A 24,855-nucleotide genomic window follows, 5' to 3' on the forward strand; every position below is an offset into this window, starting at 1 on the left:
GTCGCCGTCGTTCGCGACGTTCGTGGTCAGGCCGCCGCCACCGGCGTGGACGCCGCCCTTGGGCTTGTCCTTGCCGAAGTCGTCCTTCTTGTCGTGGTCGTCCTTGAACCCGTCCTTGCCGTGCTCTTCCTTGCCGTGGCCTTCCTTGCCGTGGTCGTCGTTCATGAACTTGTCGTGCTCGTCGCTGCCGTAGGAAGTGCCGTCGGTCGACGCCCAGGGCTCGGCCGCCGTCATGGCGTTCGCGGAGGGAGCGGAGATCGCGACGGCCGCGGCTATAGCGGCGGAGACGAACACTGTCCGGGCAATGCGCATGGGAGTACCCCTTTCGTCGCGACTGCGCAGCCGACACGGCGTCGACTCAGACTGGATCGCAGTAGCGACGTGATTACCCTCAGCGGGATTCCGGCCCCTCACCACCCGAGAAGTCGGCATTCGGGTTACTTTGTGAGCTCATCGGGTGATTGGGCACCAAGTGTGACCCGACTGGCGGCACCCCGCTTCCGCCGTTGGGGCAGGGCGATGAGGTAGGGCGAACACCGAGGAGCTCCGCGCCGCCTGGGCTTCCCGCCGCCTGGTCCGCCACGCAGCGTCGTGGGGTACCCGCCCGGATGCACCCGGTCGCAGCCGTCGACGATGCCGGAGAAGAACGACACCAGCAGATGCCCGCCGCCGCGCACGAACTCGGTGAGGCGTCCCGCGTCCCGCTCCGTGAGCAGGTACGGGTTGGGCACGACGACCAGGCGGTAGCGGGACAGGTCGAGGTCGGCGGGGGGTACGACGTCGCAGCGGATGCCCGCTGCGAACAGGGGCCGGTAGTGGGCGAGCGCGATGTCCATCTGGTGGAGCGCGGTGGAGGGGTGCGAGTCCAGTTCCAGGGCCCACCAGCTGTTCCAGTCCAGCAGGAGAGCGGTGTCGGCGGTGGAGCGCGTGCCGGCGATCCCGGGCACGGAGGCGAACTCCCGGCCCGCTCACGGAAGGTGCGGGTGCCGGTGCCGCTGTGCGGGACCATCGCCGAGTGGTACTTCTCGGCGCCGCCCCGGGACTGGCGCCACTGGAAGTACAGCACCGCGTCCGCGCCTGGGCGACCGCCTGCCAGCTCCACTGGCGCACCCGTCCCGGAGCCTTGGGGCCGTTGCGGTCGCGCCAGTTCACCGCGCGGGGTGCCTGCTCCATCAGCATCCACGGCTGACCGGCGCGGGCGGACCGGGCGACGTCGAAGATGAACCCCGCCAAGATGTGGGTGTCCTCGTCGTGCGGGTCCTGGTGGACGTCGATCGAGACGACGCCTTCCGCGGCGGCCCAGCGGAATGCGTCGACGGGCTTGTGCACGCCGATGAAGTTCGTCGTGACCGGCACGTCCGGGTTGATCCGCCGCAGGACCTCCTTCTCCGCCAGGTAGCACCCCAGCAGCGCGTCGTCGGAGAACCGGGCGAAGTCCAGCTGCTGGGCGGGGTTGGGGAAGGCCGGCGCGAGCCGTGGCGGCAGCACCTCGTCGAAGCTGTCGTAGCGCTGCGACCAGAACGCCGTCGACCAGGCGTCGTTGAGTGCCTCGACGTCGCCGTGCCGCTCGGACAGCCAGCGCCGGAAGTCGGCGGCCGACTCCTCGCACCAGCACATCGGGGTGTGGCAGCCGTACTCGTTGCCGATGTGCCACATCTCCAGCGCGGGGTTGGTCGGCGTACCGGGTGGCCAGCCGCTCGACCAGGCGCGTGGCGTATTCGCGGTAGACGCGGCTGGAGGGGCAGTAGTGCTGCCGGCCGCCGGGCCACATGCGCCGGCCGTCCGCGGTCTCGGGAAGGATCTCGGGGTGCAGCCGGGACAGCCACGGCGGCGGGGACGCCGTCATGGTGGCCAGGCACACGGCCACGCCGGCTCCGGCGAGGTTGTCCATCACCCGGTCGAACCAGTCGAAGTCGTACGCGCCGGGCCTCGGTTCCACCCTCGCCCAGGAGAAGATGCCGGCCGTTACCAGGGAGACGCCCGCCTCCTTCATCAGCGCGACATCCTCGGCCCACACCTCCTCGGGCCACTGCTCGGGGTTGTAGTCGCCGCCGAAGGCGATCCCGGGCGGGCGCAGGCGCCGCCGGGCGTCGGCCGCTACTCGACCGACGCCTTCCTGGAGGACCTCGCCGAGGTCCGCGCGATAGTCGAGCCCGCCGGAGCCCGGCTCGCCGCGGCCCGGCGCACCCCGTCCGACCTGAACGCCATGCGGCAGGCGCTCGACGCGATGGCTGCGGCGGGCACGGACGCGGACGCGATGGTCGAGGCAGACCTCGCCTTCCACCGCGCCCTGCTGGACGCCGCCCACAACGAACTGCTCAGCCGCATGGAGGTCGTCATCGAGGCCGGTCTGCGCGTGCGCGACCGGATCGTGCACGACGCCCAGCACCACTCCGACTCCATCCCCGGGCACCAGGAACTGCTGGACGCGGTCGAAGCGGGCGACCCGGACGCCGCCGTGGCCGCCGTCGAGTCACTCCTGGCGCAGGCGTCCGACGACCTGGCCGCCGTACAGGCGCGGGAAGAGAACGACGATGTCGCGAACGACACGCTGCCGAGGGAGCTACTTGAAGATAACCGGACTTGAGGCGTTCCTCATCGCTCCGCGCTGGCTGTTCCTGCGCATCGGCACCTACGAGGGCATCACCGGCTGGGGCGAGCCCGTGATCGGGGGCCGCGCCGAGACGGTGCGCGCCGCGGTCCACGAACTGGCCGACTACCTCGTCGGCCGGGCCCCCCGTGCATCGAGGACCACTGGCAGGTGCTCACCAAGGGCGGCTTCTACCGGGGCGGCCCCATCCTCTCCAGTGCCGTCGCCGGCATCGACCAGGCGCTGTGGGACATCGCGGGCAAGACCTACGGCGTCCCGGTGCACGGCCTCCTCGGCGGCCCCGTACGCGCGCGTCCGCGTGTACGCCTCGGTTGGCGGCGACCGGCCGAGCGATGTGGCGGAGCTGGCCGGGGAACAGGTGAAGGCGGGCTTCACCGCGGTGAAGATGAACGCCTCGGCCGAACTCGCGCCGATCGACACCCCGGCACGCACCGCCGAGGTCGTCGAACGGGTCGCGGCCGTCCGCGAGGTGCTCGGCGACGAACGGGACATCGCCGTCGACTTCCACGGCCGCGTCTCCACCGCCATGGCACGCCGCCTGCTGCCTCGGCTGGAGTCCCTGCACCCGTTGTTCGTCGAGGAGCCCGTGCTCCCCGAGCACTCGGGCCATCTGCGCAGCCTGGTGGAGTCCACGAGCATCCCCCTCGCCACCGGCGAACGCCTCTACTCCCGTTGGGACTTCCGCTCCGTACTGACCAGCGGCATCGCCGTCGCACAGCCCGACCTCTCGCACGCCGGCGGCATCTGCGAGGTCCGCCGCATCGCGGCCATGGCCGAGACGTACGACGTCGCCATGGCCCTCCACTGCCCCCTCGGCCCGGTCGCCCTGGCCGCGAGCCTCCAGATCGCCTTCTCCGTACCGAACTTTCCTCATCAGGAACAGAGCATGGGCATCCCCTACAACCATCAGTGCGACGTGCTGGAGTACGTGATGGACCCCGAGCCCTTCCGCTGCGAGAGCGGCTACGCCGTCCGCCGGTCCCGCCCGGGCCTCGGCGTGGAGATCGACGAGAAGGCGGTACGCCGCGCCGCCGAGACCGGACATCGCTGGCGCAATACCGTATGGCGGGGCGCCGACGGGGCCTTCACCGAATGGTGACCGCCGCCGGACCCCGCACCCCACGCCCGTCCAAGGAGACCCCGCTCCCATGAACCTGGTGGAATCGCTCCGTACCCACCGCCTGCTGGCGATCGTGCGCGGCAAGGACCCCGCCGCGGCACTGCGCACCGTACGCACCCTCGCCGACGAGGGCGTCGCGGCCGTCGAGGTCTCGCTGACCACCGCCGACGCCCTGACCGTGATCAGGCAGGCGCGCGGCGCGCTGGGCGCCGACGCCCTCCTCGGCGCGGGAACCGTGCGTTCGGCCGCCGACGCCGCCCGCGCCGTGGACGCCGGTGCCTCGTACCTCGTCACGCCGGCACTGGTCGAGGGACTGGAGCCGTACGGTGTCCCGGTGCTGATGGGCGCCCTCACGCCGACCGAGATCGAACTCGCCCTCTCACGGGGCGCCGACGCGATCAAACTCTTCCCCGCCTCCCTCGGCGGCCCCGGGTATCTGCGAGCCCTGCGCGACCCGTTCCCCGACGTGCCCTTCGTGCCGGTCGGCGGAGTTGACGCGCGGGCCGCCCGGGACTACCTCGACCGGGGCGCCCTCGCCGTCGGCGTCGGCTCACCTCTCGTCGGGGACGCGGCCGACGGCGGCGACCTGGACCAACTCCGCGTCCGCGCGTCCGAGTTCCGCGGGGTGGCCGCAGGGGAGGCGCCGTGACGGCACCGGACCGCCAGGCCCCGCCCGACGTCGTGACCTTCGGCGAGACCATGGCGGCACTCCGGGCACAGGGACCGCTGCGGCTGGGCGGCAGTCTCGGACTGTCCGTGGCGGGAGCGGAGTCCACCGTCGCGATCGGGCTCGCCCGGCTCGGCCACCGGGTGCGCTGGGCGGGCCGGGTCGGTGCGGACGAGCTCGGTGCGCTGGTGCTGCGCACGCTCCGCGCCGAAGGAGTCGACACCGACCACGCGATCACCGACGACACCGGCCGGCCCACGGGCCTGCTCCTGACCGAACCGCGCCTGGGCACGCTGACCCGCGTCAGCTACTACCGTGCCGGTTCGGCCGGTTCGGCCGTCTCGCCCGCAGACGTTCTGCCCGCGCTGGCCTCCGGGGCCCGCGTCCTGCATCTGACCGGCATCACCCCGGCGCTCAGCGCGTCGGCGGCCGAGGCGGTCCTGGCCGCCGCCACGACCGCGCGCGAGTCCGGTATCACGGTGTGCTGTGACGTCAACTACCGCTCCCGGCTCTGGTCCGCCGGCCGGGCGCGCACGGTCCTGAGGCCGATGCTGGCCCACGTCGACCTGCTCATAGCCTCCGAGGACGAACTTCCCCTGGTGCAGGCACAGCCCGACACGCCCGAGTCCGAGGGGGTGCAGGAGCTGCTGGCCGCAGGCGTCATGGAGGTCGTCATCAAACGAGGAGCGCGCGGCGCGACGAGCTTCACCGCCGAAGGGGCCATCGACAGCCCCGCTCGACAGGTCGACGCGGTCGATCTGGTCGGTGCCGGTGACGCCTTCGTGGCGGGATACCTGTCCGGGCTCCTCGCCGGCGCCGCCGCCCCTGCGCGTCTGCACCGGGCCGTCACCACCGCGGCCTTCGCCGTCGCCACCCGGGGCGACTGGGAGGGCCTTCCCACACAGGACGAACTCGGCCTGTTCGACCAGCCGGACGGCACGACCATCCGCTGAGCCAGGAGACTGAACATGACACCAACTCCGGTCCCGGCGGCGGAAGTCGTCGTGGACGGCGGCTACGAGCTCGTCGAGGGCGGCCGCTGGACGGACGGCCGGTACGTGTACGTCGACATCCTCAGTGGCCGGCTCCTCGAGCTGCGACACCACCGGACCGGCCCAACTGGCCCGGGTCGACGCGCCCTTGGGCGCCGTCGCGCCGGTGGGAGGCCGGCCGAACGCGTGGATCGCCGCAGCGGGCACGGGCATCGCACTGCTCACCCCCGACGGCACGCCGGAATGGCCGGACCGCCCTGAGGATCGCACCCCGGTCCCCAGCCGGATGAACGACGGCGTCGCGGACCCCAGCGGCCGCTTCTGGGCCGGCAGCATGGCCTACGCGGCACCCCCGGCGCGGGCTCGATCTACCGTACGGACCCCGACGGCACGGTGGTACGCGTCCTCAACGGCCTGACCATCGCCAATGGGCGGCCTTCACCACCGAGGGCACCACGCTGTACGTCGCCGACACCGCCGCCGGCACGATCCTGCGCTCCCGGGTCGACCCCGTCTCGGGTGACCTCACCGGCGATCCGGAGACCTTCGTCCGCCTGCGCGACGGCGAAGGCAGCCCCGATGGGATGACCGTCGACGAGGAGGGCTGCCTGTGAATCGATGTGGGGCGCCGGCGCGGTTCGCCGCTACCACCCCGACGGCCACCTGCTCCACCCCCTGACCGTGCCCGCCCCGCATCCCACGTCCGTGTGCCTGCACCCGGGCGACAACCGTCCCTTCGTCACCACCGCCCGGTACGGGGTGAGGAACCCGACCGCGGTCTCCGGGGCGGTGCTCAGCCTCCCCGCACCAGTCAGGGGAACGGCTGCCTGCTTCTGGCGGGGCGCCGGCGCTGGAACGTGAGTGGGATCGGGGACTGTCAGGCGATCGCGGATTCCGCGAACTGGTTGGTGTCGAAGAGCTGGTTGATGTGGCCGCCGAGTTCGGACCAGTGCTGTCCGGAGAGTTCGGCGGCGGCGCGGGCGTCGCCACCCGCGCAGACCTCGATGAGCTCGTCGTGATGTTCGATGGTGTTGCGCCCGCCGAGCAGGGTGGAGAACTTGCGGTAGAGGATGCGGTGGATCTGCGGGTGGAGCTGTTCGACGATCCGGCTGAGCACAGGGTTGTCGGCGGCGGTGATCGGGACCGCGTGGAAACGGTCGTCCGCGGCGAGCGCGGCGTCGGTGTCATTGGCGGCGACGGCCCGTTCGAAGTCCCGGTTGGCCTCGCGCATGTGCTCCAGGTCCTGCTCGGTCATGACCGGCACGGCCGTCCCGATGGCGAGCTGGTCGAGGGAACGCAGGACGGCCAGGGTCTTCTCGACGTCACGGCGGTTGAGGGTGGTGATGCGGGTGTAGACGCCGGGCTTGGCCTCGACCAGACCGATGTCGGCGAGCCGGGCGAGCGCCTCGCGCACCGGAGTGCGGCTGAGACCGAGGCGCTCGGCGAGCTCACCGTCCTTGACCTTCTCTCCGGGGACGAGTTCGCCCCGCACGATCGAGTCGCGCAGGCGGTGGAAGACCTCGTCGCTGAGGAGGCGGCGGGAGACAGGACTGTCCAGTGACATATTGCGTACAGTACATCGCCCGCCCACCCGTCCGGGGTACGCGCGTCCTCATCCTCCTGCGGTGAGTGTCCGGCGGACCAGGGCCTGAGCCAGGACGACCGCCGGATCGATGAGAGGAACACCGACCGTTTCGGCCGGCAGCCCGAGCGGGATCTCCGTGCAGCCCGCGACGATCGCCTGCGCGCCCTGCGCCGTGAGCCTGCCGGCGGCACGCGCCAGCGGCACGGTGGCCGTGGCGCCCCGCGCGCCGGCCTTCACCGCCCGGATGGCGGCCATGACCTCATGGTGCTGGCTGTCCGGGCCGGGCAGGACGAGGCTGATTCCGGAGTGGCTCAACTGCTGCTGATACAGGCCCGCGCGGACGGTTCCGGAGGTGGCGAGCAGCCCGACGGTGTGCACCCGCGGCCGCAGGGCGGCGAGGTGGTCCGCGACCTCGCCGATCATGTGGACGATCGGCAGGCCGACGTGGTCGGCGATGCGTGGGACGAAGGCGTGGGCCGTGTTGCACGGGATGGCGATGAGGGTGGCGCCGGCCTGGCGCAGCACACGCCCGCCGTTGAGGAGCCAGGGGGTCGGATCGGGGCCGTCACCGAGCAGGGCCTGGGTGCGGTCCGGGATGGTGGGGTCGGACCAGATGACCGTACGGAAGTGGTCCTGGTCGCTGCTGCCCGGCGTCATCGACACCAGTTTGGCGTAGAAGTCGGCGGTCGCCGCCGGGCCCATGCCGCCCAGAATGCCGATGATCTCGCCGGTGGCCGTGCGGGTGAGGGGGCGGGTGGTCACCGGGCGGGTTCCTTCTGCAGGGACCCGGCCTCGGTCGCGGCGGGGGTCGAGGGGGTTTCGCGGCTGCCCCGTTCGGCGTGGCGTCGGTTCTCGGAGCTGTCGATGACGGCGGCTGCGAGGGAGTTGCCGATGACGTTCACGCCGGTGCGGGCCATGTCGACGACGAAGTCGACGCCGAGGAGCAGCGCGATGCCCTCGGCTGGCAGCCCGATGGAGTTGCCGGCGGCGATGAGGACGACGATGGAGGCGGAGGCCACGCCGGCCATGCCCTTGGAGAGGATCACCAGCACGCCGACCATGAGGAGGAGGGCGGGCAGGGAGGTGTCCGCACCGTAGGCGTTGGCGAGGAAGACCAGGGCGGCGGCCTGATAGAGGACCGAGCCGTCGGTGTTGAAGGAGTAGCCGAGGGGGACGACGAACGAGGTCGTCGACCGGCTGAGGCCGAACGCCTCCAACTTGCCCATGAGTGGGGCCAGTACCGACTCGGAGCTGCGGGTGACGAAGGCGATCCCGGCCAGCCCGGCGATGGACCTCAGCAGGGCGGCGTAGCGGATGCGGTAGAGCGCGGCGATGAGCGGGAACAGCACGCCGACGACGATGGCCAGGCCCGCGTAGACGACGGCGATGAATCCGACCAGGCTGCGCAGGTTGCCGAAGCCGTAGTGGGCGACGTCGTAGGAGATGAAGCCGAGTACGCCCAGCGGCGCGATCCGGATGACGTAGCCGACGACCTTGAACATCACCGAGGCGACGGATTCCAGGACGGAGGCGAAGGGTTCCGACTTCTCCCCGATCGCGGCCATGGCGACGCCGACGAGGAGGGCGAAGGTGATGGCGCCGAGCAGGTTGCCCTCGCCGAAGGCGGCGAAGATGTTCTTCGGTACGGCGTGCAGGATCAGCTCGTGGAAGTCGATGCCCTGGTTCAGCCCGTCCAGGTCCCTGGCGTCGGCCCCCTGGACCGGGGCGCCCCTGCCGATGTCGGTGAGCTTGGCCAGGCCCGCCGCGATCAGCAGGATGACGGTGGTGACGATCTCGAAGTAGAGGATGGCCTTGCCGGCGATCCGGCCGACCTTCTTGACCGACTCCATGCGGGCGACGCCCAGCACGATGAGCGGGAAGACCAGGGGCAGGACCACGACCTGCACCAGGTTCAGAAACGCCTCCCCGAGGATCTTCATCTGCTCGCCCGCGGACGGGGCGAGGGACCCGATGAGGGCGCCAAGACCCACGGCGATGATCGACTGGATCCCGATCGGCATCTTCAGGCATCGCCGCCAGAACCCTGATGTCTTGGTCCGTGGGGTGTCTTCGCTGGTGGGATGGGTGTGCGCGACGCCCATGAGGCTCCTCCTGAATGCAATATATTGCGTTCTGCGTGTTGGCCGGTAACACTGATGCCGGAGGCGGTGGCCTGTCAAGGGGGCCGCGCCGGTATCCGGGGTGACGTCCGGCGGCAACGACGAGGAGCAGCAGATGGCACAGGGCACACGCATGGAGCACGACGTGCCTGGTCGGGGCAGGGAGGTACCCGCCGGGACGTACTACGGCGTGCATACCGCGCGGGCCGGGGAGAACTTCACGATCACCGGATCGACCATCGCCCAGTTCCCCGATCTGATCACCGCACTTGCCTCGGTCAAGCAGGCGGCCGCGCAGGCCAACCGTGATCTCGGGCTCCTGCCGGCGGATATCGCCCAGGTGGTCATCAGCGCATACGAGTGGAATTCACCGGCGTCCTCAAGATGGGCCGCACCCAGTTCCAGGACGCCGTCCCCATGACGCTGGGCCGGGAGTCAACCACCTACGCCGTCATGATCGAGGAGGCTCACCGGAGGCTGACCGAGACCGCCGCCCTGCTGCTGGAGTCCAACCTCGGCGGCACGGCGATCGGCACCGGTATCAACGGCCACCCCCGCTACGCCGGACTCGCCTGGGCCTACCTCGCCGGCATCAGCGGCGAACCCGTCCGGCCCGCCGCCGACTTCATCGAGGCCACCCAGGACCGCGGCGCCTTCGCCCAGCTGTCCGGCGTCCTCAAACGCGTCGCCGTGAAACTCTCCAAGACCTGCAACGCCTGCGTCTGACCGCCTCCGGCACCTGCGCGCCGCCTGTGACACCCTGGCCGCCCGTTGCGTCCCGTATCACCGCCAACCGCGAGCACCTCCAGGACAGCGTCCACCGCTCCATCGGACTGGTGACCGCGCTCGCCCCGCACATCGGTTACGCCGCCGGCGCCGCCCTGGCCCGCCGAGCGCTCGCCACAGGCCGCACCATCAACGACCTCGCCGCCGAAGCCGGCCTGCTCACCGCCGGGGAAATGGACACGATCCGGCGCGCGGTCGCGAGGCGCCCCTGGCGGCCGGCACCACAGGATCCGGGCGTTCCATGTGGTCGTCGGGCTTCTGACTGCTGTTTGAAGACGCCGCCGCCGACGTGCCGGACCGGCCGCCGTGCGGACCGCAGATGAGGGACATCAGCGGCGCGTCCTGCGCGACCACTGACAGCACCCTTCCTGCCGGCATCCGAGCGGGCCGCCTGCCCCCGGCGTGGGCAGGCGGCCGGTGACCCCGAGAAGGCGACGGCCAGGGCGGTGCGGCCATCGGGGCAAGACGCGGCGGCGCTGGTCAGCGGTGGTGGCTCACCAGGTGTGGGCCACGTCGACCACAAGGTGTCCGTCCAGCTGCAGCACCCGGAAGGGCAGCCGGGCGCGCACTCCGAGGCCGAACTGCGACTGGCCCTCGAAGGTGCCGGCGAACTTGGCGTCCCGGAAGGTGCGGTACCCGGTGAGGTTCACTCCCGGCAGAGGCTGCCCCGCCTGGCCAGGGTAGGTGGGAGCGCCGGAGTCATAGGCGGGAGCCCTCACGATCACCTCCAGGATGGCGCCGCCGCCGACCGGGATGGGGTCGCCGGTCGGGTCCTGGATCAGCTGGTCGACGTAGCGCACGGTGTACCCGAGCTGGTCGGCGGACGCGCCCGGAACGTCGACGACGAACCGGTCGTAGCAGTCGTGGCGACCGGTCCTGGCGTTGGTGATGTACTCGCCCGACGTGCTCGACCAGTTCGTCTTGTCCAGGCTGCCCCAGCCGGTCGGGCAGGCGGCCGCCGCGCGCGCGGCGGCCGCCGGTGCGGCCGCGGTCGGTACCGCGGCCGCACCCAGCGCGGCGGTCACAAGGACCGCGGTCACCCAGACTGCCCTGCTTCTTGTCATCCTGTTCCCCCAAGTGTGCGAATATCCGATATCAGGGGAGACGGTCGGCTAGGTCTGACGGTTGCACCAAGTCGAGATCCTCGAAGACCTGGGAACCTCGCGGAGGGACCGGGTGGCTGCGTCGGCGTGAGCGGATCGGTTCGTATTCGCAGGGTGCGGAAGTCGTAGGCCGCGCGAGCTTCCAGCCCGGTCACGGGCGGCTGCCCCATTGACGGGGATGTGAGCGGCCGACGGCTCTGCTGTTCACTAAGGTGGACCGGCGTGGATCTCGAAGCAGTTCGCACCTTCCTCGCCGTCGCGGAGGCCGGCCAGTTCCAAAAAGCCGCTGCCGACCTGTCGATCACCCAGCAGGCTGTCTCCAAGCGCATCGCCGCGCTGGAGCACAGCCTCGGTGCGCGGTTGTTCACCCGCACCCCTCACGGCGCTCAACTCAGCATCGACGGCCAGGCGTTCCTGCCCCACGGGCGCGAACTGCTGCGCGTCGCCGAGCGCGCGGTCGCCTCCGTGCGCCCCGGCCGCCGTCCGCTGCGCGTCGACGTGATCGCCTCGCGCGGCGCACAGTCGGGCCTGATGCGCGGCTTCCACCACGCGTACCCCGAGACCGACCTCGACGTGGTGATGCTGCTCGAGATCGAGACGGCCGTCGCCGCCATCCGCTCCGGTGCGATCGACGCCTCCTTCCGCGCCGTCGCCGCGCCCGGTCTGCCCCTTCCCGAGGACATCGCGTCCGTCCGGGTGCTCGACGAGCCGCTCCAACTGCTCACCGGCCCCGCCCATGCGCTGGCGGGCGCCCGGTCGGTGACCGTCGCTCAGCTCGTCGGGCACCGGATCTGGATGCCCGGCGTCGTCCCCGGTACCGAGTGGGGGGCCTACTATGACGACCTCGTCTCCGAGTTCGGTCTCACCATCGAGGCGACCGGCCCCAACTTCGGCTCAGACGCGCTCCTCGACACCGTCGCCGACGACCCGGCCCTGGCCACCTTCATGGGTGAGCACACCCGCCTCATCTGGCCCGCCGGTCACGGCCTGCGCCGCATCCCGGTGACCGACCCGACGCCCGTCTACCCGCACTCGCTCCTTTGGCACCGTGACAACCCGCACCCAGCGCTGGCCACCCTCCGCACCCACCTCGCTGCCGCCACGGCTGGCCACGACACCGCCGGGACCTGGGCACCGGGCTGGGTGATTCCGCGCTGAACCGCCCCGCCCGCGCTGCCGGCCCTGCCGGGACGCAGGCGGTCAACGGTGCGCGTCACTTCGGGCGGTCGTACGAGGTCCACCAGCGGACCCGGCCGACCCGCCACTCCGCGACCTACGGAAGCCGGACGGACGACGTCGTGCAGCGGACCGGCGCTTTACAGCAGCCCGCCGAGGGGCAGAGTGCGCTCGGTGAGCTGCCCGCGCAGCTGTTCGCCGGTCGTGTCGGCTTCGGTGAGCCAGTCCGCGGTGAGCAGACGGTTGGCGTGCTCGGCGACCTGATCGGGTGACAGGGCGCAGAACGCGGCGACGCGGTCCAGGTGCAACCCACCGTCCTCAGGGCTTCCCAGGCGTCCGTCGGGGCGGATGTGGGCGGCGGTGTACAGAGCCAGGAGCCGTGTGGCGGCACCGAGTTTCTTCTTGCGGATCTTCCGGTCACCCACGACTTTCTGGGCCCAGCCGGAGATCCTCGCGCGGGTCGCCTTGCCGAAGTCGAACGGGCGGGGCTGCTCGGGCAGCAGCGTGGGGACGGTGATGGCGGTGGGGTCTTCGGACCGGGAGGCCATCACCTCGGCAACGGTGCCGGGCAGACGCAGCCAGTCGGCCGAGACCAGCTGCTGAAGCACCCGCTCGGCATCTTCGGGGAGCCAGCCGACCAGCTCCTGACCGGTGATGTTCCCGGTGCCGGCGCGTGCGGCCCGCAGGGTGAGCATGAGGACCGCGAGGCGCACCTCGGCCTCCGGGCGCGGGGCCTGGGCGGCGGCGTAGTCGAGCACCGCGCGGGCGTGCACGGCCTGGTTCCGGGTCAGCAGCCGTTCCACCACCGGCCCGTCCCCGCCCGCGGTGTCACCGGCGGGCCCGCCGACACGGTTCTCGTGCATCTCGCGGGTGGTCTGCGCGGCCTTCTCGGCCCGGTGCGCCTCGTGGCGCAGGGAACTGTCACCACTCACGTCGGCCCAGAGACCGAACGCGCGGGCCTTGCGCTCGTGGAGCTCGGCGAGGAGGACGAGGTCGGGCTCCGCGCGCTGCTGATAGGCGCGGAACGCATCGCCCAGCTCGATGAGTTCCTCCCGCAGAACGTCGGGCTCGAGGTCCTGCGGCACGATCCGTTGCGCGATCTTGCCCCACCGCTTGGTCCGCCGGGGCGCTGTGGCCGGCGAGGTGGCGCGGGCACGAGGTACCGGCCTCGGAGCGAGGGCCAGGGAAGACGCGGCGTGGGCAGGGGGGCAGGGACCTTCGGAGAACATCGCCGTCACATCAGCCCTGGCCGTGCCGCTCGCGGACTCCCGCTCCGCAGTGGGCTCGCCCGCCGCCCGGCCCGGCCGAGCTGGTGGCGTGGCGGTGTCCAGGACGCGGCAGTCGGGGGTGGCGGCAGCGCAGCGCGCGCACATCTCCACGATCCGCCACAATCTTCCGGCCCTGTCTCCATACACCGTCAGCACCACCGGGCCCCCACACCGCACCCCATCCGCTGCCGGCCGCGTCCCGCTCCGTCGTTCGGCGACAGAATCCAAGGCGTGCCACGTGCAGCCGGCGGCGCGGCAGGCGCACCCGGCCTCGCTGCGCGGTCCCCCGCCCGCGCGGATGTGGGCCAGGTGCGTGTTGACATGCCCGATCGCGGCCTTGCGTGCCGCGGCGGCGCCGTCGGTGAAGCGCTGATCGGCGCAGGCCGGACGGGAGCAGGACAGCCTCACCACGCCATCGGAAGGACGGCCGTAGGGGTCCAGGCGCACCGTCCATACCCGACCCTCGACGTGATCCTCCTGCCGTGTGCCGGCCTTCCCCGCCATGTGCGCACCTTCCCTGTTCCTCGAGCCGTTGCCAGAGCGGTCCCATCATCGGGGATACCGCCACCCAGTCCCCGGAAGACGGAACTGTCGGGCCCGGTGTGCTCACCCTCGCGGCGCGTCCCGCATGGTGCCCGGTCCGGCGATCGGGCAGGGCGGACGGGGCGGAGCGGCGGCGTATCGGGCAGCTCCGGTCGGACCAGGGAGGGGAGGGGCCGCACTCCGCTGTCACCCGATCGAGGGGATTGGCTTACTGGCACCCAAATCATCCTTTCTGCGGCTGTATGGTCTGCGTGTCGCTCAAGTGGGGCGTCAGCAACTCGCCTACATCGCGGCCCTGTTGCTGCTCTCGGTGGAGCGCGGTTACTCACAGACGACCTGCCTGGAGGGGCTTTGAGGATTCCTGGGCACCGGAGTGTGTGTGACGTGGGCGTCGCGCTGGTGGCCGTGGGCATCGTCGGTGGGGCGACCGCGTGAAGGTCAGCGACCTGCATCACTCCTACCGTCGGCGCGTGGTGCTGCGCGGCGTCGACTTCGATCTGCCGCCCGGCGCGTTGGTCGGAATCGTCGGTGAGAACGGTGCGGGCAAGTCGACTCTGCTCAGGATCCTCTCCGGGCAGCTGCGCCCCCGTCGCGGCACTGTCCGGCACAGCGGCCGCTTCGGGTACTGCCCGCAGCACGCCGTCCTCAACGACGCCTTCACCGTCCGGCAGCACCTGGAGTTCTTCAAGACCGCCTTCGGCCTGGCCGACCTGGGCCATGCCGAGGAGGCGATGGACGTCCTGGGATTCGCCGAATACGCCGACGTACGAGCCGGAGTGCTCAGCGGCGGGACGCGGCAGAAGCTGAACCTCACCCTGGCCCTCATGCACCATCCGCAGGTGCTGCTGCTGGACGAGCCCTACCAGGGTTTCGACTGGGACACCTACCAGCGCTTCTGGGAACTCACAGCCCGGCTGCGCGACGCCGGTCGCTCGGTCCTGGTCATCTCGCACCTCGCCTACGACGCCGAGCGGCTGGACGAACTGTGGCGGCTGAGGGACGGGAAGCTCCAGCCCACCGGGGTCGCGGCATGAGCAGACACCTGGCGCTGTTCACCACCGCGACGCGGTACGCGGTAACCGAACATGTGCGCAACCAGTTCGCGATGGTGCTGGTCGCCGTGTTCATCCCGCTGTGGACCATGCTGGCGTACCTGGTCATGCCCGACTCCCCGGCAAGGATGCGACTGCGGGCCACCGGAGAGATGCTCGCTCCGCGAGGGAACGAGATCACCGAGATCAGCGGTGCGCTCAACGCCGTCACCCTGATCACCGGGTTCATGATGTTCGCGGCCACGTTCTCAGGTCACGACTTCGACCGCCGCCTGGCCATGGCCGGCTACCCTCGCGCCCATCTCGTCCTGGCGAAGGTCGCCGCTCTTGCCGTGGCTTCCGCGGCCGTGTCCGCCTACGCCACCGCCGTCACCTGCCTGATCTGGACACCGCGCCAGCCCGTCCTGCTCGCCGTCGCCCTCTTCGGCGCCGCCCTGACCTACGGCGTCCTCGGCGTCGGCTTCGGCGCCGTGATGCGTCGGGAGGTCGAGGGCATGTTCGCCATCCTGATGACGAGCATCATCGACCTCGGCCTGCAGAACCCGATCACCAGCTCCGGAAGCGAGAGCCCCGTCACCCGTTTCCTGCCCTCCTACGGGGCCATGCAGGCCAGCACCGCCGCCGGCTTCTCCACCGCGGACGTGCCCGGCCATGTCGCCATCCAGCTCAGCTGGTTCGCCGGAGCCGGGCTCGTTGCTCTGCTTGCCTTCCACGGCCGCACCCGCAACGCCCTGCCACGGGCAATCGGGCCCAACCTGCCGGGACCTCGCCGATCCCGGGATCAGGCAGCCGATGCCAGTACCTCAGCGGCGAGTTGACGCACTACAGCACCCATCCCTGCCGGCCGGTACCGTGCCTTCAGTGGGAGTCGCACACACATGCCCCGAATCCCTGACGCCGTGTCCCAAGAACGCGCTGACACCGAGCTGCGGGCCGCGTATCGCCTGTGCCGCCGCATGGCACGCCGGCAGGATCCCGAGACGTACGCTCTCATCCGCCTGCTGCCCTCCGCGCTGCACCCGGCAGGCTGGGCTCTTTGGGCGGCGGTGTCGGCGATCGACGATCTGATCGACGACCGGGAGGCCGCGGCAGCCGAGCGGGCCGCCCGGGCCAAGGCCTGGATTGCCGCGCTGGAGGCCGATCTGGTCTCCGGCACGAGCACTGACCCGATCCGTCTCGCCCTGGTGGACACCGCCACCCGGTGGCATGTGGACGTGTCCCCTCTCCGGGACGGGATGCTCGTGTCTCTCGACGACGCCCACCACCGGCACTTCGACGACTGGACCCAGTGGCGCGACTGGAGCCGCGGTCATGTCGTACCCACCTTCGACTTGGTGCGGAGCCTGCTCAGCCGGGCAGGCGTGCCGGTGGTCTTCCGACTGGACCGGCAGGTGAGCTACGAGCGGTTCCTCGACGGCGCCCGCCTCGTCGAAACCCTCACCGACCTGGCAGCCGACCTGGACGAGGCCGGGCTCCTGCTTCCTCGCGAGTTCATGGAACAGTTCCCCGGGGCCGAGGACGACCTGCGGCACCGCCGGTGGACCGAGGAAGCGGCGGCGCTGGTCGTCGAATTGACCAGCATCGCCCGCCGCTGGGTGACCCAGCCCAGCCTGACCCACGGCATGCACCCGGGACTCGCCACCGTGGTCAGGGCGCTGGCCGATCTGCTGCTCGCCCAGCTCGACGCCGTCGAGGCGGCAGGCCCGGCCCTGCTGCGCTCCGAGGCGCGTCCCTCGCTGGCGGCGCGTGCACGCATCTTCGTCCCCGCGCGCATCCGGTCGGCCCTGGCCTGGAGCCTGACCCCGGTCACCGTTCCCTCCACTCCACGACGACCCATGGCAACCGGACCCCGTGCAACGGCGCCCCTGGTGCCTGACGCGACGACGTTCCGGCAGCCGCCCGGCCACCCCAGCGGCTGCCGGCCCCCGCGGATCAGCCCCGAAGCCATGCCGGACCACGTCGCCGTCATCATGGACGGCAACGGCCGCTGGGCCGAATACCGCGGCCTGCCCCGCTCCGAAGGCCATCGTGCCGGCGTCGCCGCCCTGCACGAGATGGTCTACGGCGCTTTGGAGATCGGCCTGTCCCACCTGACCGTGTACGCGTTCTCCACCGAGAACTGGAGCCGCGACATGGAGGAAGTAGCGGGCCTCATGAACACCCTGCAGAAGGAACTGGCCAACGACCCGTTCCGTGACCTCGACGTGCGCATGCGCTGGTCCGGCCGTCCGGAGGGACTGCCGGTGGACCTCGTCGAGTCCCTGCGGCACAAGGAGGCCACCACCCGCGCTCGTACCGGCCTGACCTGCACCCTCTGCTTCAACTACGGTGGCCGAGACGACATCACCCGCGCTGCCGCAGCCCTCGCCCGAGCGGCGAAGACCGGCGACGTGGACCCCGACCTCATCAGCGAGGACGATGTCGCACGTCACCTGTCCTTCCCCGACATGCCGAGCGTCGACCTGCTGTGGCGCACTGGAGGCGAGCAGCGCACCTCCAACTTCCTTCCCTGGCACGCAACATACGCCGAACTCCACTTCACGTCCGACTACTGGCCGGACGTCGACCGGCGCGACCTGTGGCGAGCCATCACCGAATACGGCAACCGTCAGCGCCGGTACGGAACCGCAGCGCCACATTCAGCTTCGGCCACTGGGCGAGGGGCGGGCGCCAGGCGGCAGGTGGCCAGGTAAGCGGTCCAGGTGTCCTGGGCGAAGCAGGCGCAGCGAGTGGCCGTGCCAGGCCTGACAGCCGCTGACACCATGAGGTGGATTGGCCTGGCTGTCGCGTCCAGGACAGGAGTTGAGCCTTCGATCCGGCGCGGGGGACATCACCGTGGAACATGTCGGACGAGCTGGGGACCGGCTTGAGCCGCTGCTACCGCTGCTACCTCGGCGTCGACGGCGCTTCCGGTATCCGGGCCGCAGGCCGTTGCCGGACCGGGAGGCCGGATGGGGCGCCAGTCGATGAGAACCAGGGCGGCACGTGCTCTCGCCGGCCTCGCACACGCCGAACGGCCGCCGTCCGACTGGACGCGGGTCATGCCGGCCGGCGCGGTACGACCGTCGTGGCCTGTCCGCGACTGCCGTGACCGCATACACGAGGCCCAGTCGCCCAGATGATCCGCCTCCCGCGGATGCGCGATGCGCTCATCCCCTGGGCAGCAGCCACGCCATGACCGACTGTCAGGTGTTGCGGCGCCGAGCGTCACTGTTCTGGCGCAGTTGCTCGGTGTGGCCGGTGATGGCGTCGATACGGGCGGCGAGATCCGGGTGGGCGGTTTGCAGGTGGGGCCGGGCCTCGGTCAGAGGAGTGATGAGACGGGCGGCGTCGTCGGCGGCGAGGGCCTTGTCGATGCGGCGGATGAAGGGGCGTGCCGCGGTGGGAAGGTCCGTCAGCGCTGTGATCTGGCCGGCGAGCCGGCGCAGGTCGGCGGCGTTGTTTCGGGCCCAGGCGGTGACGGAGCGGTCGGCGGCGCGGCGATCGCGGGTGGCCTTCACGCGCTGCTCGCCGGTGGTGCCGGTGGCTCCGGGGCGCAGCCGCAGATAGCGGCGCTCTGCTGCCTGTCGGCTGGCGACGCCGAGGGGGCCGGCGAGGTCGGCCCAGCTGGCTCCGGCTTCCCGGGCTGATTCGATCAGGCCCGTCTCCCATCCCGCGAGCCGCTCGCGGACCTCGCGCAGCAACAGGAGCGAGGCCAGGACCTGCTCGGGACCGGCATCCGTCCCGGACGGCTCGTCGTCCTGTGCGGCGTGGGCGGCGTGCAGTGCTTCGTCGATGGCGCTCAGCGCGGCGGCTGCCGCGAGGAACGAGGTGGGTCCGGTCCTTCTGCCCTCGGGCGGCCGGCCCCGAGTGGTCCGGTCGGCTGCCTCGGCTGCTGACATGAGGTCTCCTCCGGGATCCGTCGCGTCATTGTTTCGACGACATCAAGTTTGTCATCGTTCCGATGACATGCTACAACGGAAGTGAGGTGAAGCGCATTGGCAGGTACTGCCAAAAGCACTGGAGGTGTTCACCGATGTTGATGCGCACCGACCCGTTCCGTGAGTTCGACCGTCTCGCCCAGCAGCTCTTCGGCCCGTCCGGTACCTGGTCGCGGCCGGCCCCGATGCCGATGGACGCATACCGGGAGGGTGACGAGTACGTGATCGCCCTGGACCTGCCGGGTGTCCTGCCGGACGCGATCGACATCGACGTCGAGCGGAACATGCTGACCGTGAAGGCGGAACGCCGCCCGGTCGCCCAGGCCGACAACGTGCAGATGGAGCTGTCAGAGCGTCCGCTTGGCGTCTTCTCCCGCCAGGTGGTGCTGGCCGACACGCTGGACGTCGACCACATCAAGGCCGATTACGACGCAGGCGTCCTGACCCTGCGGTTCCCGATCGCCGAGCGCGCCAAGCCGCGCAAGATCTCGATCAGCGCTGCAGGGAGTACCGGGCGCAAGGAGATCAGCGGCTGACCGGCGCCTGCGGATCCCGGACCGCGCGCGGAGGGCGGGATTCCCTCCCTCCTTCGGCCGTCCCCTTCGGTCGCCCTCCGCGCGTCTGACCGTTGAAAGGGGAGCACGGTGGTGCAGATGAGATGGGACGCGTTCCTGGAAGCCGTAGAGGAACGCGGCGAGTACCCCTCACGGCAAGAGGCGGACAGGGCGGCCCGCGTCGTCCTCGCCCTGCTGGGCGCTCACCTGGTAGGCGAGGAGCGCGCCGAACTCGCCGCCCGGCTGCCCGAGACCTACGCCGTCATCCTGCTCAACCCGCTGCAGGCCGCCGAACCGCTGGACCCGGAGCGGTTCGTCAGAGCCACCGCCGCCTGGATCGAAGGAGCCACTGAAGAGACCGCGAGATGGGACGTCGGCGCCGTCCTCAGCGTGGTCGCCGAAGCCGCGGGTGAGGACCTCGTGCGCCGCACCCTGTTTCAACTCCCCCCGGGATACGACCTGTTGTTCGGCGCGCCTCAGTAGGCATGAGACGCAGGCACGAGGCGCCCATGACCCCACCGGCCAACAACACCCATACCGGAAAGGCGACTTTGTCCCCGATGTTCCCCGAGTCCGCACCGGCCCGGCCCGCACCGGCCATGTCGTACGACCAGATGCTGGAAAGGGTGCGATACGAAGGCGCGTACCCCACCCGTCACCGTGCCGAGGAAGTCGTGCGCCACGTGCTCGCCGCACTGGGGCGGCAGCTCACCGGCGACGAACGCGTCGAACTCGCCGCCCGGCTTCCTCGCGAAGCAGCCCGGATCCTCACGGCTCAGATCCCCGCCACCGAACGACTCACCGGCTGGGGCTTCGTGAAGGACCTCGCTACCCACACCGGCGGCACCCCGGCCACCGCCCGCTGGGACGCCGGCACCGTCCTCGCCGTCGTCGCCCAGCTCGCCGGCCCCGACCTCCTCACCCGCGCCCTAGCCCAACTCCCTCCGGGTTTCGCCCTCCTCTTCGGCAAGGCCGAACTGACCCCGGCCGCCTGAACCCGCCCGGGGCTTTGTGGCGCCGGCCCCGGCCACCCCCCGAGGTGCCGGCGCCCCGAGCGCTTCCCCGGTCGGCGGCAGTCCGCTGGGGCGCTCGATGGTGACGACGACGGCGGGCAGGACGTGCTGGAGGTGGGCTTTGTCCTGCCGCCGGTAGCGGTAGCGGTAGCGGTAGTGGTCGCGGTAGCGGCGCATGTCGTGGCCGATGGCGAACTACGACAGTGAGGCGGCACCCCGCCTCTACACCCCACCGGCCGTAACGCCGCCCTGTCCAGCGGCAGCTCCGACCTCTTCGCCACACGCGGCGAGCACGACGGGGCACCGGTTGCGAGGCAGAGGTGGGAGCGTGTCAGCCGATCGGGTCGGTCGGCTCCGGCGACTGACCGGGTGAGGGTTGGGGGAGCGCGGGTGGCTGTGCCATCGGAGCCGGGATCGTCAACTGCTGAAGCGTCGGTGCCGTGACCGTCGGTGCCGTTACCGTCGGCGGCTGGACCGCGGACAGCGGAAGCGCGGGCGCCGGGACTGTCGGCGCCGGGACACTCACCGGCGCCTGATACGTCGGCGCCTGCTGCTCGGCGAGGATCAGGGCGCTGGACGGGACGGCGGCGCGCAGTTCGTGCAGCGCCAGGAGGGCGGTGTGCAGATGCTCGGGGCCCTCGTAGGCGTCGTAGGCCAGGACGAGCCGGGAGCGCGTCTCTAAATTCTGCCAGGCGTAACGCCTGCGGAGGTTCGTCATGTGGCGGGCGTCGGCCCGCAGGAAGGTCGACCCGGCCGAGAACCCGGCGGACAGGAGGGCCAGGATGGCCGCGGGCACCCGTGCCCCGGCGGAGGCCAGACCCGCCGCGCCCGAGATGCCGGCGAGGACCGCCGCGGGGAAGCCCAGACTGAGATAGGCAGCGTGCCAGAGCTTGGCGCGGCGTTGCGCCCGCCGCGCACCGACCTGGGCCTCGGTGATGATCTTCTCGACTTCGGTGCGCAGCGCGAGCAGCCGTGCGTCGGCGACGGCACGCCGCGCGGCTCCGGCGGAGGTGCTGTCGGGCACGAATCCCCCTACACAGAAGGGCAGTTGGAGGTCTCACTTCGGAGTGTAGGGTCTGCCCCCAGGCCGGGGACAGGGGGACGCACACGCCCCCCCGCAGCGCGATCGCCCGCCCGGGAAGCTCGGCCCGGCCATCCTGGCCGCCTACCTCGTCGTCCGCGTGCGGAGGCGGCCAACGCGTGGGCGGATCTCCCGCCCGGGCCGGGCCCGAAGCGGCCGGGTGACGGGGCGTGCTGGATCTGCGGCTACTCGACGAGCACGGTGTCCCCGGCACCGAGGTAGGTGGTCACGGTCAGAGAGATGCTGAGCTTCCCGGGATCCCGCGAGCTCACTTCCCACACCCACGGTGCCCTGTCGCTTCCAGAAAGGACACCCTGACGTTCCCAGGGCAGTGGCATGCATCGCACGTAGGTGCCGGAACCTGCGCCAGAGATGCGTGAGGCCGCTCCCCGGCCTCACACGGCGCGCTGTCCGACACGGAGGACGCTCAGATAGCGACGTGAGGCCCGGTCGCCCATCCGCGAGCGGATGCGCTCGGCGACGGCGTCGAGCAAAGGCTCACGAACATCCCGGTCGAGCCGCCGATACAGCGACTGTGAACGAAGGAGATCGGCAAAACCGTCCCCGTTGAACCACTGAACGGTCGGGTACCAGCGCACGATCGTCGGACCGAACAATCCCCCGGGACCGTCGACCAGGCCCCAGCCCTCGTCGGTGGTTCGCACGTCCTCCTCCAGCGGCGGATGACCCCAGCCGGGGTTCCCGGGGCAGAACTGCTCGTGGAGGTCGGCGGTCTCGGCATACACCTCCGGCTCTCCCGGCAGGCGGACAACGACGTGGCCGAGCAGCGCCATCCAACCCCCGGGAACGAGCACGTCGTGCGCTCGCTGCCAGCCGATCAACGGGTCGACCCAGTGCCATGACGACGCAGCCACGAGTACATCGAAGCGCCGGCCGCGATCGTCCCACTCCTCAAACGTCGAGGTCTCGACCTCGACGTTGCGAAAGGACGCGGTCCGCTGGCGAGCGAGTGCGGCCATGTCGGCGCCCGGCTCGACGGCGGTCACTGAGCAGCCAAGTGCTGCCAGCGAGCGGGTTGCCTGACCGGTGCCGCAGCCCACTTCCAACACCGACGACCTTTCGTCCATGCCAGTGATGGCACCGAGGTCCGCGAACAACTCGTCGGGGTATCCCGGGCGAACCCGGTCGTAGAGCTCCGGCACCTCGTTGAACACGCGGCCGAGGTCGTGCGGATGCGGGGGCATCTTCGGGTCGTCGGTCACGAACGTACAAGCTAGGGGGCTCGACCACGGATTGGCCAGCGGCTAACCGGCAGCGGCTGACGCGCTGCCGCCGGTAGTTCAGAGAACATGTATCCGACGGCCAATCCTCCACCTGCGAGGCTTTCCCGCCTCGGCCAACCCCTGCTGCGGCGGACGCATTCCGGGTCGCCGGCTACCGGAAGCGGCCGACGAGGTGGGGGGGACTGTCAAACGAGTGGTGTAACTGGGTAGTCGGGTTACTGACGGGCCGCTGAGAGGCGTCCGTGGAAGGTGATGTCGAAGGCGTTCAGCGCGGTCTTCCAGCGCATGGTCCAGCGGGCCTGGCCCTTGCCGGTGGGGTCGAGGGACATGATCGCCATGTAGACGCACCTACGCGGCTTGCTCGTTGGGGAAGTGCCCGCGTGCTTTCACCGCCCGACGGATCCGTGCGTTAACCGACTCGATCGCATTCGTCGTGCAGACGATGCGGCGTATCTCGGTGTCGAACCGCAGGCCGGCCATGCCCTCGAGGACTTTGTCGGTGATGGTGGAGATGGTCTGGCGGGAGACGTCGGCGTCGTAGACCTCGGCCAGGTGGGCCTGGACCTCGCCGGTTGTCAGGCCCTTCGCGCCCAGCGAGATGACCATCTCGTCGACGCCGATCAGGCGCTTCTGCCGCTTCTTGACGATCTTCGGTTCGAAGGAGCCGTCGCGGTCGCGGGGCACGGTTATCTCCACCGGGCCGACGTCGGTCAGGACGGTCTTGGAGCGTTTGCCGTTGCGGGAGTTGCCGCCGTTCTTCCCGGCTGCATCGTGCTTGTCATATCCGAGGTGGTCGGTGATCTCGCCTTCCAGGGCTGACTCCAGCAGCCGCTGGGTCAGTTGCTGCAGCAGCCCGCCCTCGCCGGTCAGCTGCAGGCCCTCGGCCTGGGCCCGCCCCACCAGCTCGTTGATCAACTGATCGTCCACGGCCTTCGCCGACGCAGCCTTCGTGGGCTCCACGGTCTCGGACGCGGACACGTTCTCACTGGTCATCGATGCATCTTCCATGATCGGGAGTTACACCGAACGTCTTGTCTGCCGGGGGCGGTTCATTCATGGTGATCGACCGGGCCCGGCCGTTGATGTTTTCAGGGCACCGGTGCGTTGTCCGTGGTGCACTTGGTCGAGCCGGCCGGGCTGGCGGGCTTGCTGCGGGCAGCAGGGGTTCAACGCAGGCGGCGCGCGCGCAGTACGAGATCGTCCGTATGGTGTGCGCCGGCGCCGCCGCCGGGTGCCACGCGTGGCCGCTGCTCGTCCACCTCCACCTCCCACTCGTCGCTGAGCAAAGCGGCGACCATCGAGGGCCAGACGTAGTCGGCCGGGTCGAAGCCGCTGTCGTGTGCCTGCTGGGCGTCCATTCCCGCGTGGTGTACGAGCAGCAGCACGCCGCCGGGCGCGACGGCCGCGAGCAGCGCTCGTTCGGCTGCGGCGTCGGGGGTGCGCAGCAGGGCCGGATACTGCGCGGAGACCAGGTCGAAGGAGGCTGGAGGGAGCGCGGCCTCCGTCAGGCCGGCGTGTACCCAGCGAATGGTGAGGCCTGCGTCCCGTGCGTGCCCTGCCGCCCGCTCGAGCGCCACGCCCGAGACGTCGAGCGCGGTCACGTCCCAGCCGCCGCGCGCGAGCCAGACTGCGTCCGCGCCCTCGCCGCAGCCGACGTCGAGCACCCGCCCGGGTGGCAGCCCGGCGACCTCGGCCACAAGCGCACCGTTGGGTTGGCCGCTCCACAGCTGTCGACGGTCGGAGTACCGGTTGTCCCACTCCGCCCGCACCGCCGGGTCTCCGGCGTAGTCGTCGGCGGGCGAGGGAGTGCCGGACGCGTGCGATGGCGCATAGATGTTGTCGGTCACGGACCAACCGTCGCCCATCGCATCCCGGCCGCGCCAGTGCTGTTGCTGTTGCGGCAAAACGGCGCCCTATGCACGTTCGCGTGTACGCCGACAAGAACCCCGCAGCAGCCCTCCACCAGCCAGACCGGCAGCGCCCCGCTGCCCGCAGCCGTCAGGGCCAACCTGCCACCCGA

The 24,855-nt window shown here is 70.9% G+C and carries 25 protein-coding genes and 7 pseudogenes; 18 read left to right on the forward strand and 14 right to left on the reverse strand.

Annotation, left to right across the window (positions count from 1 at the left end):
- From ACZ49J_RS27890 to ACZ49J_RS27905, 4 genes and pseudogenes are all read right to left on the reverse strand, one after another.
- Positions 1–312, reverse strand: a pseudogene (locus ACZ49J_RS27890) (hypothetical protein); the annotation flags it as partial.
- Positions 313–437: 125 nt separating this feature from the next.
- On the reverse strand, positions 438–947 hold the full coding sequence (locus ACZ49J_RS27895; RefSeq protein ID WP_467452441.1) for a beta-galactosidase trimerization domain-containing protein: 510 nt from the start codon (positions 945–947) through the stop codon (positions 438–440).
- A 74-nt stretch (positions 948–1,021) separates the two neighbouring features.
- Positions 1,022–1,656 (reverse strand): annotated as a pseudogene (locus tag ACZ49J_RS27900) (beta-galactosidase); the annotation flags it as partial.
- A gap of 67 nt (positions 1,657–1,723) precedes the next feature.
- Positions 1,724–1,993 (reverse strand): annotated as a pseudogene (locus ACZ49J_RS27905) (beta-galactosidase); the annotation flags it as partial.
- Between the two features lie 111 nt (positions 1,994–2,104).
- On the opposite strand from ACZ49J_RS27905, the pseudogene ACZ49J_RS27910 reads away from it, so the two are divergent.
- The 7 genes and pseudogenes from ACZ49J_RS27910 to ACZ49J_RS27940 all read left to right on the forward strand — a co-directional run.
- Positions 2,105–2,587 (forward strand): annotated as a pseudogene (locus ACZ49J_RS27910) (FadR/GntR family transcriptional regulator); the annotation flags it as partial.
- Positions 2,568–3,710 (forward strand): annotated as a pseudogene (gene dgoD / locus ACZ49J_RS27915) (galactonate dehydratase). The pseudogenes ACZ49J_RS27910 and dgoD, both read left to right, overlap by 20 nt.
- 49 nt (positions 3,711–3,759) lie before the next feature.
- Positions 3,760–4,380 (forward strand): bifunctional 4-hydroxy-2-oxoglutarate aldolase/2-dehydro-3-deoxy-phosphogluconate aldolase, encoded by a 621-nt coding sequence (locus tag ACZ49J_RS27920; protein WP_467452442.1) that lies wholly within the window; start codon positions 3,760–3,762, stop codon positions 4,378–4,380.
- Between the two features lie 50 nt (positions 4,381–4,430).
- Positions 4,431–5,351 carry a sugar kinase gene (locus ACZ49J_RS27925; protein WP_467452537.1) on the forward strand — a complete coding sequence of 307 codons (921 nt, stop codon included), beginning with the start codon at positions 4,431–4,433 and terminating at the stop codon, positions 5,349–5,351.
- 205 nt (positions 5,352–5,556) lie between these two features.
- Entirely contained in the window at positions 5,557–5,808 is a 252-nt protein-coding gene (locus tag ACZ49J_RS27930; RefSeq protein ID WP_468350648.1) for an SMP-30/gluconolactonase/LRE family protein, read from the forward strand.
- 73 nt (positions 5,809–5,881) lie between these two features.
- On the forward strand, positions 5,882–6,004 hold the full coding sequence (locus tag ACZ49J_RS27935; protein WP_467452538.1) for a hypothetical protein: 123 nt from the start codon (positions 5,882–5,884) through the stop codon (positions 6,002–6,004).
- Between the two features lie 4 nt (positions 6,005–6,008).
- Positions 6,009–6,251: an SMP-30/gluconolactonase/LRE family protein gene (locus ACZ49J_RS27940; RefSeq protein WP_467452444.1), complete on the forward strand. Its 243-nt coding sequence runs from the start codon at positions 6,009–6,011 to the stop codon at positions 6,249–6,251.
- A 16-nt stretch (positions 6,252–6,267) separates the two neighbouring features.
- On the opposite strand, the gene ACZ49J_RS27945 is transcribed toward ACZ49J_RS27940, so the two are convergent.
- From ACZ49J_RS27945 to ACZ49J_RS27955, 3 genes are read right to left on the reverse strand one after another with little or no spacing between them, the layout of a single operon-like run.
- Entirely contained in the window at positions 6,268–6,954 is a 687-nt protein-coding gene (locus tag ACZ49J_RS27945) for a GntR family transcriptional regulator (RefSeq protein ID WP_467452446.1), read from the reverse strand.
- 48 nt (positions 6,955–7,002) lie between these two features.
- Positions 7,003–7,737 carry a cysteate racemase gene (gene cuyB / locus ACZ49J_RS27950; protein WP_467452447.1) on the reverse strand — a complete coding sequence of 245 codons (735 nt, stop codon included), beginning with the start codon at positions 7,735–7,737 and terminating at the stop codon, positions 7,003–7,005.
- Positions 7,734–9,077 (reverse strand): dicarboxylate/amino acid:cation symporter, encoded by a 1,344-nt coding sequence (locus ACZ49J_RS27955; protein ID WP_467452449.1) that lies wholly within the window; start codon positions 9,075–9,077, stop codon positions 7,734–7,736. Before ACZ49J_RS27955 ends, cuyB begins: the two co-directional genes overlap by 4 nt.
- 133 nt (positions 9,078–9,210) lie before the next feature.
- Here ACZ49J_RS27955 and ACZ49J_RS27960 point away from each other — a divergent pair, with 133 nt between their 5' ends.
- From ACZ49J_RS27960 to ACZ49J_RS27970, 3 genes are all read left to right on the forward strand, one after another.
- Positions 9,211–9,516 carry a hypothetical protein gene (locus ACZ49J_RS27960; RefSeq protein WP_467452450.1) on the forward strand — a complete coding sequence of 102 codons (306 nt, stop codon included), beginning with the start codon at positions 9,211–9,213 and terminating at the stop codon, positions 9,514–9,516.
- On the forward strand, positions 9,480–9,821 hold the full coding sequence (locus ACZ49J_RS27965; protein WP_468350593.1) for a lyase family protein: 342 nt from the start codon (positions 9,480–9,482) through the stop codon (positions 9,819–9,821). Before ACZ49J_RS27960 ends, ACZ49J_RS27965 begins: the two co-directional genes overlap by 37 nt.
- A gap of 110 nt (positions 9,822–9,931) precedes the next feature.
- Positions 9,932–10,204 carry a hypothetical protein gene (locus ACZ49J_RS27970; RefSeq protein ID WP_467452452.1) on the forward strand — a complete coding sequence of 91 codons (273 nt, stop codon included), beginning with the start codon at positions 9,932–9,934 and terminating at the stop codon, positions 10,202–10,204.
- A gap of 171 nt (positions 10,205–10,375) precedes the next feature.
- On the opposite strand, the gene ACZ49J_RS27975 is transcribed toward ACZ49J_RS27970, so the two are convergent.
- The gene (locus ACZ49J_RS27975; RefSeq protein WP_468350596.1) at positions 10,376–10,945 is read right to left on the reverse strand and encodes an AMIN-like domain-containing (lipo)protein; all 570 of its coding nucleotides are present in this window, start codon (positions 10,943–10,945) and stop codon (positions 10,376–10,378) included.
- A gap of 261 nt (positions 10,946–11,206) precedes the next feature.
- Between ACZ49J_RS27975 and ACZ49J_RS27980 the strand changes: the two genes are divergently transcribed.
- Positions 11,207–12,142: a LysR family transcriptional regulator gene (locus ACZ49J_RS27980; RefSeq protein WP_467452454.1), complete on the forward strand. Its 936-nt coding sequence runs from the start codon at positions 11,207–11,209 to the stop codon at positions 12,140–12,142.
- A gap of 158 nt (positions 12,143–12,300) precedes the next feature.
- On the opposite strand, the gene ACZ49J_RS27985 is transcribed toward ACZ49J_RS27980, so the two are convergent.
- Positions 12,301–13,245 (reverse strand): hypothetical protein, encoded by a 945-nt coding sequence (locus ACZ49J_RS27985; protein WP_467452456.1) that lies wholly within the window; start codon positions 13,243–13,245, stop codon positions 12,301–12,303.
- A 1,157-nt stretch (positions 13,246–14,402) separates the two neighbouring features.
- On the opposite strand from ACZ49J_RS27985, the gene ACZ49J_RS27990 reads away from it, so the two are divergent.
- The 4 genes and pseudogenes from ACZ49J_RS27990 to ACZ49J_RS28005 form a co-directional block, all read left to right on the forward strand.
- The gene (locus tag ACZ49J_RS27990) at positions 14,403–15,005 is read left to right on the forward strand and encodes an ABC transporter ATP-binding protein (RefSeq protein WP_467452457.1); all 603 of its coding nucleotides are present in this window, start codon (positions 14,403–14,405) and stop codon (positions 15,003–15,005) included.
- Positions 15,002–15,841, forward strand: coding sequence for an ABC transporter permease (locus tag ACZ49J_RS27995; protein ID WP_467452458.1), 840 nt, complete (start codon positions 15,002–15,004; stop codon positions 15,839–15,841). The genes ACZ49J_RS27990 and ACZ49J_RS27995 overlap by 4 nt, the downstream gene beginning before the upstream one ends.
- Positions 15,842–15,901: 60 nt before the next feature.
- Positions 15,902–17,716, forward strand: coding sequence for a polyprenyl diphosphate synthase (uppS, locus tag ACZ49J_RS28000; protein ID WP_467452459.1), 1,815 nt, complete (start codon positions 15,902–15,904; stop codon positions 17,714–17,716).
- Between the two features lie 88 nt (positions 17,717–17,804).
- A pseudogene (locus ACZ49J_RS28005) lies at positions 17,805–17,969 on the forward strand (IS5/IS1182 family transposase); the annotation flags it as partial.
- Positions 17,970–18,208: 239 nt separating this feature from the next.
- Here the strand turns inward: ACZ49J_RS28005 and ACZ49J_RS28010 are convergent.
- Positions 18,209–18,904, reverse strand: coding sequence for a type III effector protein (locus tag ACZ49J_RS28010; protein ID WP_467452460.1), 696 nt, complete (start codon positions 18,902–18,904; stop codon positions 18,209–18,211).
- 134 nt (positions 18,905–19,038) lie between these two features.
- On the opposite strand from ACZ49J_RS28010, the gene ACZ49J_RS28015 reads away from it, so the two are divergent.
- From ACZ49J_RS28015 to ACZ49J_RS28025, 3 genes are all read left to right on the forward strand, one after another.
- Positions 19,039–19,479 (forward strand): Hsp20/alpha crystallin family protein, encoded by a 441-nt coding sequence (locus ACZ49J_RS28015; protein ID WP_467452461.1) that lies wholly within the window; start codon positions 19,039–19,041, stop codon positions 19,477–19,479.
- A gap of 117 nt (positions 19,480–19,596) precedes the next feature.
- Positions 19,597–19,980 carry a DUF2267 domain-containing protein gene (locus ACZ49J_RS28020; protein WP_467452539.1) on the forward strand — a complete coding sequence of 128 codons (384 nt, stop codon included), beginning with the start codon at positions 19,597–19,599 and terminating at the stop codon, positions 19,978–19,980.
- A gap of 77 nt (positions 19,981–20,057) precedes the next feature.
- Positions 20,058–20,492, forward strand: a complete 435-nt coding sequence (locus ACZ49J_RS28025) for a DUF2267 domain-containing protein (RefSeq protein WP_467452540.1) — start codon at positions 20,058–20,060, stop codon at positions 20,490–20,492.
- 349 nt (positions 20,493–20,841) lie between these two features.
- Here ACZ49J_RS28025 and ACZ49J_RS28030 read toward each other — a convergent pair whose 3' ends face one another.
- From ACZ49J_RS28030 to ACZ49J_RS28045, 4 genes and pseudogenes are all read right to left on the reverse strand, one after another.
- Complete coding sequence (locus tag ACZ49J_RS28030; RefSeq protein WP_467452462.1) at positions 20,842–21,534, reverse strand: hypothetical protein; 693 nt, start codon at positions 21,532–21,534, stop codon at positions 20,842–20,844.
- A 452-nt stretch (positions 21,535–21,986) separates the two neighbouring features.
- Positions 21,987–22,814, reverse strand: coding sequence for a class I SAM-dependent methyltransferase (locus ACZ49J_RS28035; RefSeq protein ID WP_467452464.1), 828 nt, complete (start codon positions 22,812–22,814; stop codon positions 21,987–21,989).
- A gap of 236 nt (positions 22,815–23,050) precedes the next feature.
- Positions 23,051–23,828, reverse strand: a pseudogene (locus ACZ49J_RS28040) (transposase).
- Between the two features lie 173 nt (positions 23,829–24,001).
- Positions 24,002–24,682: a class I SAM-dependent methyltransferase gene (locus tag ACZ49J_RS28045; RefSeq protein ID WP_467452465.1), complete on the reverse strand. Its 681-nt coding sequence runs from the start codon at positions 24,680–24,682 to the stop codon at positions 24,002–24,004.
- Between the last annotated feature and the right edge of the window lie 173 nt (positions 24,683–24,855).

It is taken from the genome of Streptomyces sp. NPDC030840, from assembly GCF_055572015.1.

Coding starts and splice junctions, on each gene's coding strand:
- ACZ49J_RS27965 (WP_468350593.1), top strand. CDS start 9,480: ATGGGCCGCACCCAGTTCCAGGACGCCGTCCCCATGACGCTGGGCCGG.
- ACZ49J_RS28025 (WP_467452540.1), top strand. CDS start 20,058: ATGTTCCCCGAGTCCGCACCGGCCCGGCCCGCACCGGCCATGTCGTAC.
- ACZ49J_RS27960 (WP_467452450.1), top strand. CDS start 9,211: ATGGCACAGGGCACACGCATGGAGCACGACGTGCCTGGTCGGGGCAGG.
- ACZ49J_RS27945 (WP_467452446.1), bottom strand. CDS start 6,954: ATGTCACTGGACAGTCCTGTCTCCCGCCGCCTCCTCAGCGACGAGGTC.
- ACZ49J_RS28010 (WP_467452460.1), bottom strand. CDS start 18,904: ATGTCAGCAGCCGAGGCAGCCGACCGGACCACTCGGGGCCGGCCGCCC.
- ACZ49J_RS28020 (WP_467452539.1), top strand. CDS start 19,597: ATGAGATGGGACGCGTTCCTGGAAGCCGTAGAGGAACGCGGCGAGTAC.
- ACZ49J_RS27995 (WP_467452458.1), top strand. CDS start 15,002: ATGAGCAGACACCTGGCGCTGTTCACCACCGCGACGCGGTACGCGGTA.
- ACZ49J_RS27920 (WP_467452442.1), top strand. CDS start 3,760: ATGAACCTGGTGGAATCGCTCCGTACCCACCGCCTGCTGGCGATCGTG.
- uppS (WP_467452459.1), top strand. CDS start 15,902: ATGCCCCGAATCCCTGACGCCGTGTCCCAAGAACGCGCTGACACCGAG.
- ACZ49J_RS27940 (WP_467452444.1), top strand. CDS start 6,009: ATGTGGGGCGCCGGCGCGGTTCGCCGCTACCACCCCGACGGCCACCTG.
- ACZ49J_RS27925 (WP_467452537.1), top strand. CDS start 4,431: ATGGCGGCACTCCGGGCACAGGGACCGCTGCGGCTGGGCGGCAGTCTC.
- ACZ49J_RS28015 (WP_467452461.1), top strand. CDS start 19,039: ATGTTGATGCGCACCGACCCGTTCCGTGAGTTCGACCGTCTCGCCCAG.
- ACZ49J_RS27975 (WP_468350596.1), bottom strand. CDS start 10,945: ATGACAAGAAGCAGGGCAGTCTGGGTGACCGCGGTCCTTGTGACCGCC.
- ACZ49J_RS27955 (WP_467452449.1), bottom strand. CDS start 9,077: ATGGGCGTCGCGCACACCCATCCCACCAGCGAAGACACCCCACGGACC.